The sequence below is a fragment of the Vibrio ulleungensis genome (assembly GCF_016900875.1).
GTDB classification, from domain to species: Bacteria; Pseudomonadota; Gammaproteobacteria; order Enterobacterales; family Vibrionaceae; genus Vibrio; species Vibrio ulleungensis.
Map to the genome: position 1 here is coordinate 623,908 of NZ_JAFEUM010000002.1, position 15,733 is coordinate 639,640.

Consider the following 15,733-nt stretch of genomic DNA (forward strand, 5'->3'; position numbering starts at 1 on the left):
CAGCAATTAATACGCCAGATCGAGCATCAAGCTGGGCAGCCTAATTATTAACTGTTGAAATAACTAAGAGTTTTTATACGCAACGAAGCACATAGTTAGTTTGGAAAGAGTCGTGAGAGGTCTATTGCACGCACTGTTTGGATCGCTTATCACTGTTGTGGTGCAGCTCAATGTCTTGCGTGGTTAGCTCGATATTACAAATCATCTAGGTAAGCATCGAGATCATCTTCTTCTTGCTGATCAACTGGAATGTCTTGCGTGATGTCTGCACGGTAGTCTCGACGCTGCAGGTAAACATCCCGTGTAAGTGCATAAGGATCGGGCGAGTTTTCGAGTAACGCTTCTTGTTCAACCAAGTCGATTCGGGTCTCTACCCCTTCTAATAGCCATTTACCAAAACTGGCCCAAAAATTAAGATAAGACAATGGTGGGTATAAATTATCGGCATAGTCAGTCACTTCTCGGGTTGTTAACGGGCCGTAGGCAGGGATCATTAAATACCATCCATTACCCACACCATAGTGTCCGATAGCATCACTAAATACCCTCTCCTCCTCTTTAACTAAACCACCTCTGCTCGCAACGTCCATTAAGCCAGCTACACCAAATGTAGTGTTCACCCAAAAGCGATTTAAATGAAGTAGGGCAAGATCCCCATTTCCCATGATTAAGTTATTAACCACACTGGCAGGCTCATCGAGATTGGCGAGAAAATTGGACACCCCCGAGCGCGCGAAACTAGGCATGACATACCCATAAGTCAGCGAAACAGGGCGAACCAGATAAGGATCTAGGAAATCGTAGTTAAACGCCCACATTGCGCGATTAAACGGCTCCAACGGGTCATTGGGGTGAGGTTCACCGTCTACGCTGCTTGTGGACGCACACCCAGAAATAAGCAGCAACAGTAATACGCACACTAAACGTAATTTAGAGTGCGTATGGTGCGCAAATTTGCTCAGTGTCGCCATAACCGTCAATCCTTAACGAGTTGTTGTGAGGCTGTTTTGATACTAACCAAAGCAAAAACCTGATCATTCTTGCTCGTTAAAACAACTGATTACGGCGTTAAAGATTTTGTAGGTAGAACAAATACCTACGGCCATCCTTATCTTGTTCTCAGCGATTTATCCGTCGCATTTTTCTGGCCAGTTAACTACTTCAATTGGTACAAGCATACTAAAAAAGGCTGACAAGTGTCAGCCTTTTGTGTTCGCCAATTTCTCAACATTAATACTGGTTAGAAATGACCAAATTAACAGGGTCGCCTTTCTGAGTGACGGCGCTTTCACCGTACCAATCACCCTCTCGTGTTCCTACGTTACCATCACTGTCAATGCGCGCTCTTACAATAAAGGCATCCAGATCGGAAAGGTTCTGACCTTGCATCATACTATTACCATCATCCAGCACTAACGTTCGTGGGAACGCGCCAACGCTATACCTTGCCGCTGCAACAGGCATTGGCGAGCCATCGGCTCTATGAACAGAGACAACCAGCACACCGTTAGGGTTAACAGGCACGTCATCTGCGACACGGATTTCAACTGCCACCATATCGGCCATGGACTCTCCCATGTTAGCGCGAGCTTTGCGAATACTGCTTTCCAGCATTGGGTAACGGCTGTCTTCTGGACCAATCATCTGTTGCATCATTGTCCAGTACTTCACCGCACCCGCGAAATCTTGCTTTTCAAATGCATTAAACGCTAACAAAGAGATCACTCGCAAATCCACATATTCCTGCTGAGCAAGCCCAATTAATAGGCCTTCAGCGATTTCCGTGTCGGTAGCATCACCAGACAACATCAACGCTTGTGCGTAGCCTAATTGGATGTCTTCGTCATCGGGACTTAAGCGGTAGGCACGCTTCATCGCACCAATGGCGGTATCAATATCGCGATCCGCTAGACCTATGCGACCTAACAGCAACCAACCTTGTTGATCTTGTGGCGTATGATGTAAGCGAGTACGTAACGCCAAAATCAAATCTCTCATTTCACTGTCTGTCAATGGCTCAGCATCTTGAGACATCAATCGTTGGCTTAGTTGAGGCAGTTGATTTGCCACCTCTTGCCATTGATTGACTTTGTCCAAAGCACCATAGCGCTGATAGCAAAACAGTGACACGAAGATCAGCAATGCTAGAGACACGACGATCACAATAGGTGACACTTTCTGAGTCGAGCCATACTGTTCACTTGCAGGGACATCGTCTAGCAGCGCTAATTTGAGGTCGGTTTCGAGTTCTGCTTTGTCTTGAACAATGCCTTCTACCGATTCAACTTCAAGCTCTGCTAAGCGGTCCTTATAAATCGCCTTATTGAGTTCATCACGCAATTGCTCGTCAGTGTTATCTCTGCTGCGAAGCAAGGGAGTGACCACAAACAGAGCACTTACAACTAATAAGGCCCCTGCGGCTAACCAAAATTCAACCATGGTTACTTCTCTCCCTCTTCTTCGAGTAACTGTTTAAGACGTTCTTTTTCATCGTGAGAAAGATCATTATTTGACTCTACTATAGGGCGTTTACGGCTTCGCAGAACCATTAAACCTACGCCGCCAACAACGATAAAGAATGGTCCTAGCCATAAAATTGCGGTGGCAAAGGTAAACGGCGGTTTGTACGTTACAAAGTTGCCATAGCGCGCAACCATATAATCGACGATTTCGCCCTTAGATTTTCCTTCAGAGGTCATTTCGTAGACTTTCTGACGCAAATCTTGAGCAAGCGGTGCGTTAGAATCAGCAATAGTATTGTTCTGGCATTTAGGACAACGTAACGTGTTGCCAAGCTCTTTAAACTGTTCTTCTTGTTCTGGTGTCTCGAACTCATACACTTCGATAGCCGCCGTTGCAATTGCCGACACAGTGAGTGTCGATAAAGCGGCCAACAAAATAAATAGACTCTTAACAAACATCCCGCGACTAGACAGAGACTTGCTGGTTAAACATTTCATCTACTGCTTCGCCTCCGCAAGTAATTGGTTGTACAGTGGCTCTAAAGTGCTTGCCCAGTTGTTTGGGTTTACATCGCCGACATGGCGGTATTGCACCACACCATTCGCATCGATAATGAAGGTTTCCGGCGCACCGTAGACCCCAAGATCAAGGCCTAACATACCATCTCCATCAAATAGACTGATGAGATAAGGGTTACCTAGGTCATTAAGCCAACCGACTGCTTTATTGCGTTCGTCTTTATAGTTGAGCCCAATGATCTTAACGCCTTGAGACGCTAACTGGTTAAGGTATTGGTGTTCTGCATAACACGTTGGGCACCAAGTCGCCCATACGTTAAGCAGCAAAGGTTCACCAACAAAGATGTCTCTGTCGTAACGCTTAGTTGGGTCGACGAGATCCTCTAGACGAAACTCCGGTACCGGATGACCAATGAGAACTGACTCGAGCTTGGTAGGATCGTCACCTTGAGCATTGCGGTTAAGCGCAATCAGCGCCACAACCGCAAACACCATAAACAGGCCAAGAGGGATAAAAAGTAACTTACGATTCATTTATGCCTCCTGCTTGGTCGCGTCATGAGCCTTTTTAGACTCAGCAGCACTGTTCTTTTTCAGCCGGTATCGCTTATCGCTAATGGCAAGACCGCCACCTATGGCCATAAACAATGATCCAGCCCAAATCCAACGTACAAACGGTTTGTAATAAATACGTACCGCCCACGAACGACCGTCACCGAGTTGCTCACCCATTGCGATATACAGGTCACGGGTAATGCCACGATCGATGGCTGCTTCGGTCATCATTGAGCGCGCAGTCACGTAGAATCGTTTTTCGGCATGCAGTTCGTTGATGAACTTTCCGTCTTTAGTAATTTCAAAATCAGCAATGTAACCGTCGTAGTTAGGTCCGTCATTATCGCGCACTCCTTTGAAGTAGAAGTTGTACTCTTCTAGCACAAAATTTTCACCAGGCGCTAAACGAACGTCTTTCTCGATACTGTAGTTTTGCACCATCGCAACACCGATAACCGTAATCGCTAAACCGATGTGTGCAGTCATCATTGCCCAGTGGCTTCGAGGGAGTTTTCTCACCCCAACCGCGAACGAGTGGCGGTGCGTAGCACGTTGATGAAGCTCATAGCCGTGCATCAATATGATCCACCAAGCCATCACCCATCCGACAAACGCCATCACTTTGAAGCTGTCTGCAAGTAGCAATGTAGATGCCGCGGCCAAGATCAACGAGGCTGTTGCAGCAATGGCCATTGGTTTATACAGGGCACTGAGTGAATCTCGTTTCCAACGCAGCAGAGGACCCACACCGAGCAGCGCCGAAAATGGAATCATCAACCATGCAAACAACGTGTTGAAGAACGGCGCCCCAATCGAGACTGACCCTAGGCCAATTTGTTTATGAACCAACGGCAACAAGGTGCCGACTAACACCACAACCAACGCGGCGATTAGTAAAATATTATTCGCGAGTAAGCCGTTTTCTCGGGACACGAGATCGAAGTTACCCCTAACCCTCACTGATGCGCCCTTCAACGCAAACAGCAATAGGCTGCCTCCAATCACCACGATGAGGAATCCAAGAATGAACAAGCCGCGCTCTGGATCTGAGGCGAAGGCATGAACCGAGACCAATATCCCTGAGCGAACCAGGAATGTCCCTAGTAAACTTAACGAGAACGCTGAAATGGCAAGCAATACAGTCCAAGCTTTAAAGGTTCCGCGCTTTTCTGTCACCGCTAATGAGTGCATAAGTGCAGTACCAGCAAGCCATGGCATGAATGACGCATTCTCTACTGGATCCCAGAACCACCAGCCGCCCCAGCCAAGTTCGTAATACGCCCACCAAGAACCTAGCGCAATACCCAGTGTCAAAAAGACCCAAGCAGCTGTCGTCCACGGGCGTGACCAACGCGCCCACGCAGTATCCAATCGACCCGTCATTAGTGACGCAATCGCAAAGGCAAACGCAACCGAGAAGCCCACGTAGCCCATATAAAGCATCGGTGGGTGAATAATGAGTCCGGGATCTTGCAACAGTGGGTTGAGGTCTCGACCATCCACTGGGAAAAACGGCAGTGTTCGATCAAACGGGTTTGATGTCACGATGATAAACAGTAGGAATCCTACGGTAATGATCCCCATAACCCCAAGAACTCTAGCGACCGATTCGTTTGGCATTCCGCGGCTAAATGACGCTACCGCAACGGTCCAGCCGGCTTGTATTAACACCCACAGTAGCAGCGATCCCTCGTGCGCACCCCATACTGCGGTTATACGGTAGTACCACGGCAGTTTAGAGTTAGAGTTCGTCGCGACATATTGAACGGTGAAGTCGTTCACATAGAACGACCAACATAAAATCACGAATGACAACAACAGCAGCAAAAACATACCCCACGCGAGTGGTCTCGCAGTGTGCATCAGCTGTACATTGTTCTTATGAGCACCCCACATAGGAAGCACACTGAGAAGCAGCGCTAACCCTAGTGAGATTATCAGCGCAAAATGACCTAATTCAGCGACCATTATTTAGATTCCAACTGTTCGTCTGTGTATGTCAAAGGTTCATGGATCACATTCATTGCTTCAGCCACTTCAGGTGGCATGTACTCTTCATCGTGCTTTGCCAGTACTTCGAAGGCTTCAATAGAGGTTGGGCTTGTCAAAACACCTTGTGCAACAATACCTTGCCCTTCACGAAATAGGTCGGGCAAGATGCCCTCATAAACGATTTTGACTTTAGGGCCTACATCGGCCAAATCAAAGCTGACTTGTAACGAATTAGGATCGCGGGATACAGAGCCTTCTACCACCATGCCGCCTATACGTAGACGCTGGCCTACTTCTGGCTTAGAACCATCTGATTTACCGTTTACCAGTTCAGTTGGAGTATAAAATAGGTCCATATTTTGGTTTAGCGCGTAAATCATGAGACCCACAGTTAAACCCACTCCGAGTACGATGGCAAAAATTAACCCCATGCGCTTTTTACGTCTTGGATTCATAGCGTGTTCTCCCTATTCTTTGCCGCGTCTATGCGTGCTTGGCGGTGTTTTTTCTTATTCACTTCGTTCAAAATTTTCTTGGTATCGTTCCGACTTGCGATCAAAAGCGCAAACATCGATAAAAATGTCACTGCAAATCCGCTCCACACGTACTTTGCGTAACCCCCCATAGCGAAAATATCACCGAATGATTCAAACTGCATCACTATGCTCCTTTTTGCGCTGTGGTGGTTTCAGATTCTGCCAAGGCTTGTACCCATGGACGGTGCGATTCTTTTTGAAGTATTTGGTTCTTGAATCGGATCAACATCACCGACCCAAAAAAGAAACCAAAGCCCAATATATTCAGCAATAACGGCCACAGCATATTGGGTGCAATGGACGGTTTTTCAAATTTAGTGATGGTCGCACCCTGATGAAGAGTATTCCACCATTCAACAGAGAAATGAATGATTGGCAAGTTAATCACCCCAACGATGGCTAAGATACCGGCTGCTTTAGCGGCCGTTTTTTGGTCATCGAAGGCGTGATACAGGGCAATTACACCCAAGTACAAGAACAGTAGAATAAGTTCTGAGGTTAGACGAGCATCCCAAACCCACCAAGTGCCCCACATAGGTTTGCCCCAAATGGCTCCCGTCATAAGTGCAATAAAGGTATACACTGCGCCGATTGGCGCCATTGCCAATGCTGCCATGTTAGAGAGTTTTAGTTGCCATACCAGACCAATAAATGCTGCGATGGCCATCGACATGTAGACGCCCATCGACCAAATTGCGGACGGTACGTGCACATAGATCATGCGAAAACTTTCGCCTTGCTGATAATCCGACGGCGCAAAAAAGAGCCCCCACACCGTTCCCGTCCCTAACGTTAGCAGTGTCAAAACCGCAAACCACGGCAGTAACCGGTTGCAAAGCTGATAAGCTGTTTCTGATTTGGCGTAGGGATGTAACCATTTCCACATGTCAAAAATTCCTATGAATCACTAATTTACGCTGACTCGGAGTGAAGCCGAAATAGCGAATGGAGTTAAAGTCATTGCGCCCACTAAAAAAGCGCCAAGCACTGCCGCTTGACCGTTATACGCCATTCCTAGCGTTGCGGCATCAATCGCGGACGTTGCAAAAATTAATATTGGGATATAAAGAGGCAGTACTAAAAGACTCAGAAGAACTCCTCCTTTTTGTAGCCCTACCGTCAGAGCGACGCCGATTGCACCAATAAAACTAAGTGTCGGCGTCCCTAAAAGCAGTGTCACAACCACTGCCAACCATGCATCGAATGACAGTGATAATAACACTGCAAGCAGTGGGCTGATAATGATTAAAGGCAAACCAGTTAGCAGCCAGTGAGCGAGTACTTTCGACATCGCCACAAGCGGAAGTGGAATGGGCATTAACATCATTTGCTCAAGTGCGCCGTCGTTGTAGTCGTCGCGAAACAGTCTCTCTAAAGACAATAACGCAGACAACAACGCAGCGACCCACACAATACCCGGTGCAATACGAGCAAGAAGGTTTGGCTCAGGTCCAATACTCAGCGGAAACAGAGTGATCACGATTATGAAAAACCACAGTGGGTTTAACACATCCGCTTGACGCCGATATGCAATCAATAGCTCCCGTCGAATAATGGCGAGCATGGTACGTAGCATCCGTTCTTTACCCCAGAGTAATCTTTCGCAGTTTTGGATTATCGATGAACATGTCTTGGTGAGTGGTTAACAGCACTATCCCACCTTGGTTAGCGTGCGAGAGAAACAATGACTCCAACACTTTGACACCTTGTTTGTCAATCGCGGTCAGCGGTTCATCCAATATCCACAATTTTTGATTAGTTAGCCACAACCGAGCTAACGCAACACGGCGCTGCTGCCCCGCAGACAATTGCGAAACAGGAATATCTTCACGACCTGCAAGCCCCACTTGCGCTAACGCGTCAAAAAGAGTTTGCCTGTTATGACTAAGACCGAATACCGACTGATAAAATTGCAGATTTTCGAGTCCACTGAGATCTTTTTTAACCCCAGTTTGATGCCCAAGGAACAGCAAGTTTTGATGGAACGTATCCCGGTCACGCTCAACATCCGTTCCTTGCCATAAGATGTCACCTTCTTCTTTATCACCGAGTCCGGCAATAATTCGCAACAAGGTAGTTTTACCTGTCCCATTGCGGCCTTCAATCTGGATGAGATCCCCAGATTTGGCTTCAAACGACAATTGAGCGAACAATACGCGATCATCACGAATGGCGGTGACTTGTTGGACGGTAAGCATGGGTACCAGGATTGTAAAATTTTCGTCAGTCTACCACATTGCAGTTGTGCCTAAGAAGGGTTGAGACGACTGCAAATGGCGAAATGTAGCGTACGTTGGCACTTCTGTTAAAAAAGTGCGATCGAGGTTGTGTTCGTGGTTCGTTTATGCAGAGAAATTAACGTTTTAGAGGACGTCTTGGTGGATAACCGGACGGTTGGGCGCTCTCTGAGCGTGGGGCTTGCGCACGGCGAGTTGGAGCACGCTGCGGCGAGCGGTCTTCTTGTTTGCTGGCAATTTTATTTTGTAACGACATCATCAGCTCTGCTTCCGCTTTTGGAAGCTCACATTCTTGAATAAGCTCGTTCACGTCAGCACCCAACTTAACCATCTTCGAGGCGCGTGAGTACAGTCTTCCGTCGTTATCGTTATTCTCAATTTCTCGAATTCTATCGTTGAGAATTTGAATGGTATCTTGTTGTTCAGACACTTTTTGCCCTAAACCTATCACCACAGAACGGACCTCTAGCAACTGTTTATTCACTGTCGCGAGATCTTTTTCTTGCCTTGATAATCGGTCTTGCTGTTTTTTTGCGGCAAGATTAGCCGCACGCTTTGCTCGTATCCAGAGCAGCGCTAAAAATAGCAATGTAGCTGCTAATGCAGCTACATAAGGAATTAATTGTGAATCTATGCTGATTGGCATTACAAGTGAGCCATTTCTTCCCATTCATCGTCTGAAAGCAGTTTATTAAGATCCACCAAAATAAGCAACTTACCATCGCGATTGCTGACGCCTTGAATGAACTTAGCACTTTCATCCGTACCCACGCTTGGTGTGGTGTCGATTTCAGAAGAACGCAAGTAAACCACTTCAGCAACGCTATCGACAAGAATACCAATCACTTGGCTGTCTGATTCAATCACGATAATACGCGTATTGTCGGTAATTTCACCTTGCATCAATCCAAAGCGAGAGCGTGTATCGATGACCGTTACTACGTTACCACGAAGGTTTATAATGCCCAGAACATAGTCTGGCGCGCCCGGTACGGGTGCAATTTCTGAGTAACGCAGTACTTCACGCACTTGCATTACATTAATGCCATAGGTTTCGTCTTCCAGTTGGAAGGTCACCCATTGCAATACCTCATCGTTTACCTGGTCTTTTCTCACTTCCAGTTCTGCTGTCTGAGACATTGATATCTCCTTATACGTTACCGACGACTTTCTGATTCTTTAACATTGACATAGAAACACCCGAATCGAGCATTTCAATCATTGCACTTACGTGAATAAGTGCGCACATTTTCTTTTTCACCATACCCGCTAACCAAGGTCGTTTACCCGGTTGTGAGCGCCAATTGACTGAAGTAGTAGGAAGCGATTCGGTTCCTTTCAGTGCATTTGACGCCAATCCCCATTTGCTTTGGTCTAGCATAATAATGTATTCGTAGTTGGACTGGTGCTCAGTACCACTCAACCTATCTTCCATAGCCCACAGAGCAGTATCAACCACGTCGATTTTCAGTTCGCGGGTTGATTGCAGCCCTAAATACCAATTTGGACGGCCAATGAGATGACTCAGTGTTTCTAAGCGGTGTATCCCGCCCAGCTCTTCAAGTGGCACTGCGAATAGCACATCGGCCACTTCGAAATAGAGCACTTGAAACTCACCTTCTCGCTCTCCACTTTGCCACTGGGGCCCTGCGTGCGAAAAATCAGGCTTTGATTCTGTATCGGCCAGCGACTGAGTATCTTGAGTGGTGTCTGTCACAACTTCAACACTCGGCTCAACCTCTGCAACCTCTACAACCGGTGTGACGGGTTGAGCAATTTCAGCTTGAGGCGTTTCAACGATCGTCGTTTCAACTTGCACAACCGCTGTTGTTTCCGCCCTGGCTATATTAACCGTATTGCGTTCTATAATCGACTCAATTTCGGGCTCATCGGCCACATTTTTTTGATTGAGCTGATCAAATAGTTTTTGTACGTCCTCCAATAGCGGAACTTCCACTACGGGGTAATAAGATTTCGGCTCTGGCTCTGGCTCTGGCTCTGGCTCTGGCTCTGGCTCTGGCTCTGGCTCTGGCTCTGGCAGTATGGCCGTATCGATTGGTGTTGATACAACAAAGTCATCATGACTCAATGTATTAAGTGCATCGTCCACTTCATCCACAGCAGCACTGGCTTGAGTTTCCACCTCTGGCTCTTCGATTAATAGAGCGTCAAAGTAGTCGCTCAACACCTCGTCGGCGCTGGCATATTCAGGCGTTGAATTAGTGCTGGTCATTTTGAACCAACCTGTCTAAATATATAAGCAACTGCTTATAAGCGAATACACCTCGGCTTCCCGGAGCGCAATGAGAAATGGGCAGCCGTCTTAAGCTTGCGTCTCTAAACTTGGTATCAATAGGAATCGCCGACGGCCATACTTGCGTTGGGTAATCTTGCTTAAGCTGATTGAGCGTCTGTAAGGATGCTCGCGTACGCTTGTCATACATGGTTGGAACAATCGTCACGTTAAATCCGCGCTTTTTGGATTTTTGCATAATCGCGAGTGTGCGCGTCATACGCTCCAGCCCTTTCATCGCCAAAAACTCGGTCTGTACAGGAATGAGTATGCGTGAGCTTGCCGCCAAAGCATTAACCATCATCACCCCTAAAATAGGTGGGCAGTCGATCAATACGTAGTCGTAATCGTCTCTAATTGAGCTCAACGCTTTTTTGACCACTAAACCTAATCCACTTTTAGACCCCATCACACGATCCAATGTAGCTAAAGACATGTGCGCTGGAATTAGGTCGATGTTCTCTATTTCGCTTTTTTGAATGACGCTACGAACCGCATCACGAGATGTGCTTGATTGCTGAAAAAGATTAAACAACGAATGAGTCACCTCATCACTGTCAACGCCAAGGTAGGTAGATAATGACGCATGGGGATCCGTATCGATCACTAGCACTCGATGCCCTTTTTTAGCCAGTAATCCAGCTAAGCTAATGGTTGTGGTCGTTTTGCCCACCCCACCTTTTTGGTTCGCAATGCTCCACACTATCATCGGTTACTTCATCCCCAGCTCAACAAGGATGCGTTCAGAGATTCGTTCTAGCGGCAAATCTTCACTCGAAATCCCTGCTTTGGCTACCGCTTGCGGCATACCATACACGACACAACTGGCTTCATCTTGTGCCCAAACTGTGGAACCCGCATTTTTAAGCAGTTTTGCACCATCGCGCCCATCTGCTCCCATGCCGGTTAACACCATTGACAATACTTTGTCTTGGTACACTTTTGCCGCCGATGCGAAAGTGACATCGACACAAGGCTTATAGTTCATGCGATCGCCACCATCAATGATGCGAACGCGCGCTGAGCCGCTGCGTCCATCGACCATCATCTGCTTACCACCTGGTGCTAAGTAAGCCACACCTGGTTTTAGGGCGTCACCATCTTGAGCTTCACACACCTGAATCTTGCACAGTGTATTGAGACGTGCAGCAAATGCTGACGTAAAAGTCGCAGGCATATGCTGAATTAATAAGATCGGGTGTGGGTAATGCGCGGGCAAAGCGGTTAACACTTTTTGCAGGGCAACAGGCCCACCTGTCGAGGTGCCAATTGCGGTCAACTGATACTTCTTACCGCTCGCTCTAAACCCAACTTGGCGCGCAACTGGCGCAGGTTTTGCGTCTTCAGTTAAGGCTGAACTGGCAGTTCGAATAGGTGCCGCAGAAGGTGCTGGGCGTCGCATAAACCGACGTTTACGCGCGATTTCAACGACGCGATTTTGCAACAGCGCAACCGCTTCATCTTTGTTTTTAGCAATGTCTTCAAACTTTTTAGGTAAAAAGTCCAATGCGCCAGCATCTAAGGCTTCCAACGTAGCTTTTGCACCATCGTGTGTCAGCGACGAGAACATCAAAATGGGTGTTGGATTTGCTGCCATGATTTTTTTCACAGCAGTAATTCCGTCCATTACCGGCATTTCGATGTCCATGGTGATCACATCAGGCTTCAGAGAAGCCGCTTTCTCCACGGCTTCTTTACCATTTACTGCGACATCGATCACTTCCAGTTGCGGGTGGCCATTAATGATTTCACTTACACGTCGACGAAAGAAACTCGAATCATCTACGACCAGTACTTTTAACCCCATAACTTCCTTTTATCCTCCAGGTTACGCTTTAGTAAGCTCGTGAGCGCGTAGCGTAACGTTTCAGCAAGTTAGGTACATCCAAAATCAGTGCGATGTGTCCATCACTAGTAATGGTTGCCCCTGCCATGCCTGGTGTTCCTTGTAATAAAGCATCCAGCGGTTTAATCACCACTTCTTCTTGACCGATTAACGCGTCAACAACAAACCCGACACGTTGACTGCCAAGCTGCACGATAACGACATGCCCAAGACCACGCTTACTTGCGTCTCTTGATTCATTTGGACATAACCAATCTTGTAAGTAGAACAGTGGGATCGATTTTTCTCGAACAATAATGGTCAATTGACCATCCACAGTATTGGTCTTACTTAAATCAAGATGGAAAATTTCATTAACGCTACCCAGTGGCAAAGCAAAAGGTTGGTTCGCAACGCCGACCATTAGGGTCGGTAGTATCGCTAACGTCAGTGGAACTTTGATGGTGATCTTGGTGCCTTTACCCAGTTCGGAATCAATATCAATCGAACCGTTGAGTGTATTAATGGCGGTCTTAACCACGTCCATACCGACACCACGTCCAGAAATATCTGAAATCTTCTCTTTGGTTGAGAAACCCGGTGCGAAAATAAGGTTAAAACACTCTTTGTTGGTTAAGCGAGATGCCGCATCCGTATCCATGAGACCTCGGTTTACCGCGATATCACGTAGCTTATCCGCATCCATACCGCCACCGTCGTCTACAATAGACAGCTCGATATGGTCACCTTCTTGAGACGCCGATAAAATTACTTTACCGGTTCGAGACTTACCAACTTTGGCACGCTTATCCGGCATTTCAATACCGTGGTCCACAGAGTTTCGCACTAAGTGAATCAATGGATCAGCAAGCGCTTCGACTAAGTTTTTATCCAGGTCTGTCTCTTCACCGCGCATTTCCAGCACGATGTCTTTATTTAGGTTACGCGCCAAATCTCGAACAACACGTGGGAATCGACCGAACACCTTCTTAATAGGTTGCATGCGCGTCTTCATTACCGCGCCTTGCAGATCCGCTGTGACGACATCAAGGTTAGACACCGCTTTAGACATCTCTTCGTCAGCGCTGTTCAAGCCCAAGCTAACCAGTCGGTTTCTCACCAGTACCAGCTCTCCGACCATGTTCATAATGGTGTCTAAGGTTGAGGTATCGACGCGTACAGACGATTCTGCTTGAGGTTTTGTCTTTTCTTTACCCGCTGCTTTTGCTGGCGCCGGTTTAGCGACTGCTTTGGGCTCAGCAGCTTTAGGTGCTGGCGCAGCCTGTTGGGCTTTTGGTGTGACAGGCGTCGGTGCAGGGTTAGCCGCAGCCGGTTTAGTCGCAGCATCGAGTTCTTCGAGCGTTGGACCTTTGCCAGATCCATGAAGCTGGTCGAGAATTTTCTCAAATTCATCGTCAGTCATCAGATCTTCGTCGCTACCAAAGCTTTTTGGTGCGGCAGCAACCGGAGCTGCGGGAGCGGCATCATTTGTAGTAGGGCTTCCGCCTACACCGTGTAATTCATCGAGTAAGTTTTCAAACTCATCATCGGTAATATCATCACTTGATGCTGCTGGCGCTTTAGGTTCTATCTGTGTCACATTGCTTGGCGTTGTAGCAGTAGGACTGCCGCCTGCACCATGCAATTGATCCAATAGTTTTTCAAACTCATCTTCAGAAATTTCATCCACTGAGCCTGCATCAATACTTCCCGTAGAAACAAGGCTGGCTGGCTCTGGCACGCTGACTGGCTCTGGTGCTACTACAGCCTTAGCCGGCTCTTCGCTTTCAGGTTTACACAAACGGTGCAGCTCTTCGAGAAGCGCTGGATCAGCAGGAGTCAAAGACTCACCATTTTGAACCGCCTCAAACATAACATTTACAGCATCTAGCGACTGTAAAATAGTGTCCATCAGCTCTGGCGTGACCGAACGTTGACCATTTCGTAAAATATCAAATACGTTTTCTGCACCATGGCAAGCGTCGACTAGTTCGACAAGCGATAAAAATCCTGCTCCACCTTTAACGGTGTGGAACCCACGGAAAATAGCATTCAGAAGTTCTTTGTTATCCGGATCATTTTCAAGCTCAATCAGTTGCTCTGAAAGAAGCTCAAGAATTTCTCCTGCTTCAACAAGGAAGTCCTGAAGAATATCTTCATCTACATCATAACTCATACAATACCCCTAGAATCCGAGACTTGCTAACAAGTCATCGACATCATCTTGAGACGAAACAGCGTCATCGCGGTTTTCCGCGTCTATAATAGGACCTTCGGCCTCTACACATTTTTCTTTAGCTGTTTTAGTCGATTCTGTGGCCTCTTCCACACCAAATGCGGTGAGAATATCGACCAAACGTTCTTCTACTTCGCCTACCAGGGTGATCACTCTTCGGATGATTTGGCCGGTCAAATCTTGAAAGTCTTGCGCCATCAAGATATGGGTAAGCTGGCTGCGGAGTTCCACACTGTCACCTTCGATGCTAACGAGTAGCGCGTCGATGCTGTGGCAGAGGGTTTTAAATTCATTAAGTTCAATGCGTCCATGCATTAAATCGTTCCACTTTGGACGAATCTGCGTGAGCTTTTCATTGAGTTGGTCGGCGATAGGCAAGGAAGCGTCAACCGCATCCATGGTCTTGTTGGCTGCATCTTCTGTCTTATCCAACACATATTGCAGTCTATCGCGCGCTTCAGGAATTTCATCAATTGCGATCTCACTCATTCGCTGTTCAATATTAAATTGCTTGAGTGAGTCATGCAGGTCGCGAGTGAGCTCGCCTACCTGCTGAAGCATGGGATTTGTAGGCCCTGTCGCCATCTGCTCAAAGAGCTGATCGGCTTGCTGCTGTTCGCCACTTTCTAAAAGGGCAACCAACTGTTGGGCATCTTGTAGTGAAACCATCAACGCAGTCCTTGGTAATTACTCTTCCGTGAAGCGGCCTTTAGAGGCGCTCGAAAATTTTGTCTAGCTTCTCTTTGAGAGTGCCTGCAGTAAATGGCTTGACGATATAACCGTTTACACCCGCCTGTGCAGCTTCAATAATCTGCTCGCGTTTTGCTTCCGCGGTGATCATCAGTACGGGTAAATGCTTCAATGAATCATCCGAGCGGATGTTCTTTAGAAGATCGATTCCTTGCATACCCGGCATATTCCAGTCGGTCACGACAAAGTCGAAATCGCCCTTTTTCAGCATGGGTAGAGCTGTCAGACCATCGTCTGCTTCTTGTGTATTGTTGAAACCCAGATCGCGCAGTAGGTTCTTTACAATTCGGCGCATTGTTGAAAAGTCATCAACAATTAGGATTTTCAT

At 47.2% G+C, this 15,733-nt stretch carries 18 protein-coding genes; all 18 read right to left on the reverse strand.

The features are described from left to right. Window positions 1–194: 194 nt before the first annotated feature. Window positions 195–971, reverse strand: a complete 777-nt coding sequence (locus JQC93_RS07700) for an MlaA family lipoprotein (protein WP_205157875.1) — start codon at window positions 969–971, stop codon at window positions 195–197. A gap of 259 nt (window positions 972–1,230) precedes the next feature. Further along, window positions 1,231–2,439 carry a c-type cytochrome biogenesis protein CcmI gene (gene ccmI, locus JQC93_RS07705; protein WP_205157876.1) on the reverse strand — a complete coding sequence of 403 codons (1,209 nt, stop codon included), beginning with the start codon at window positions 2,437–2,439 and terminating at the stop codon, window positions 1,231–1,233. Window positions 2,440–2,441: 2 nt separating this feature from the next. Then, on the reverse strand, window positions 2,442–2,921 hold the full coding sequence (locus JQC93_RS07710) for a cytochrome c-type biogenesis protein (protein WP_205158039.1): 480 nt from the start codon (window positions 2,919–2,921) through the stop codon (window positions 2,442–2,444). A gap of 39 nt (window positions 2,922–2,960) precedes the next feature. Beyond that, window positions 2,961–3,515, reverse strand: coding sequence for a DsbE family thiol:disulfide interchange protein (locus JQC93_RS07715; RefSeq protein WP_205157877.1), 555 nt, complete (start codon window positions 3,513–3,515; stop codon window positions 2,961–2,963). After that, window positions 3,516–5,504, reverse strand: coding sequence for a heme lyase CcmF/NrfE family subunit (locus JQC93_RS07720; protein WP_205157878.1), 1,989 nt, complete (start codon window positions 5,502–5,504; stop codon window positions 3,516–3,518). Then, window positions 5,504–5,983, reverse strand: coding sequence for a cytochrome c maturation protein CcmE (gene ccmE, locus JQC93_RS07725; RefSeq protein WP_205157879.1), 480 nt, complete (start codon window positions 5,981–5,983; stop codon window positions 5,504–5,506). The genes JQC93_RS07720 and ccmE overlap by 1 nt, the downstream gene beginning before the upstream one ends. Further along, complete coding sequence (ccmD, locus tag JQC93_RS07730) at window positions 5,980–6,186, reverse strand: heme exporter protein CcmD (protein ID WP_205157880.1); 207 nt, start codon at window positions 6,184–6,186, stop codon at window positions 5,980–5,982. Before ccmD ends, ccmE begins: the two co-directional genes overlap by 4 nt. Window positions 6,187–6,188: 2 nt before the next feature. Beyond that, window positions 6,189–6,950: a heme ABC transporter permease gene (locus JQC93_RS07735; RefSeq protein WP_084887166.1), complete on the reverse strand. Its 762-nt coding sequence runs from the start codon at window positions 6,948–6,950 to the stop codon at window positions 6,189–6,191. A 21-nt stretch (window positions 6,951–6,971) separates the two neighbouring features. Then, window positions 6,972–7,640: a heme exporter protein CcmB gene (ccmB, locus tag JQC93_RS07740; protein WP_205157881.1), complete on the reverse strand. Its 669-nt coding sequence runs from the start codon at window positions 7,638–7,640 to the stop codon at window positions 6,972–6,974. A gap of 7 nt (window positions 7,641–7,647) precedes the next feature. Then, on the reverse strand, window positions 7,648–8,262 hold the full coding sequence (ccmA, locus tag JQC93_RS07745; RefSeq protein ID WP_205157882.1) for a cytochrome c biogenesis heme-transporting ATPase CcmA: 615 nt from the start codon (window positions 8,260–8,262) through the stop codon (window positions 7,648–7,650). 157 nt (window positions 8,263–8,419) lie between these two features. After that, window positions 8,420–8,947, reverse strand: coding sequence for a DUF2802 domain-containing protein (locus JQC93_RS07750; RefSeq protein ID WP_328833517.1), 528 nt, complete (start codon window positions 8,945–8,947; stop codon window positions 8,420–8,422). Continuing rightward, entirely contained in the window at window positions 8,947–9,441 is a 495-nt protein-coding gene (locus JQC93_RS07755) for a chemotaxis protein CheW (protein WP_205157884.1), read from the reverse strand. Before JQC93_RS07755 ends, JQC93_RS07750 begins: the two co-directional genes overlap by 1 nt. 10 nt (window positions 9,442–9,451) lie before the next feature. Then, a complete protein-coding gene (locus JQC93_RS07760; RefSeq protein ID WP_205157885.1) occupies window positions 9,452–10,534 on the reverse strand; it encodes a chemotaxis protein CheW in 1,083 nt (360 codons plus the stop codon). Next, complete coding sequence (locus JQC93_RS07765; RefSeq protein ID WP_205157886.1) at window positions 10,521–11,303, reverse strand: ParA family protein; 783 nt, start codon at window positions 11,301–11,303, stop codon at window positions 10,521–10,523. Before JQC93_RS07765 ends, JQC93_RS07760 begins: the two co-directional genes overlap by 14 nt. Window positions 11,304–11,306: 3 nt before the next feature. Beyond that, window positions 11,307–12,401: a protein-glutamate methylesterase/protein-glutamine glutaminase gene (locus JQC93_RS07770; protein WP_205157887.1), complete on the reverse strand. Its 1,095-nt coding sequence runs from the start codon at window positions 12,399–12,401 to the stop codon at window positions 11,307–11,309. Between the two features lie 28 nt (window positions 12,402–12,429). Further along, window positions 12,430–14,595, reverse strand: coding sequence for a chemotaxis protein CheA (locus JQC93_RS07775; RefSeq protein ID WP_205157888.1), 2,166 nt, complete (start codon window positions 14,593–14,595; stop codon window positions 12,430–12,432). 9 nt (window positions 14,596–14,604) lie between these two features. Next, the gene (locus JQC93_RS07780) at window positions 14,605–15,324 is read right to left on the reverse strand and encodes a protein phosphatase CheZ (RefSeq protein ID WP_205157889.1); all 720 of its coding nucleotides are present in this window, start codon (window positions 15,322–15,324) and stop codon (window positions 14,605–14,607) included. A gap of 40 nt (window positions 15,325–15,364) precedes the next feature. Next, the gene (gene cheY, locus JQC93_RS07785; protein ID WP_236009391.1) at window positions 15,365–15,733 is read right to left on the reverse strand and encodes a chemotaxis response regulator CheY; all 369 of its coding nucleotides are present in this window, start codon (window positions 15,731–15,733) and stop codon (window positions 15,365–15,367) included.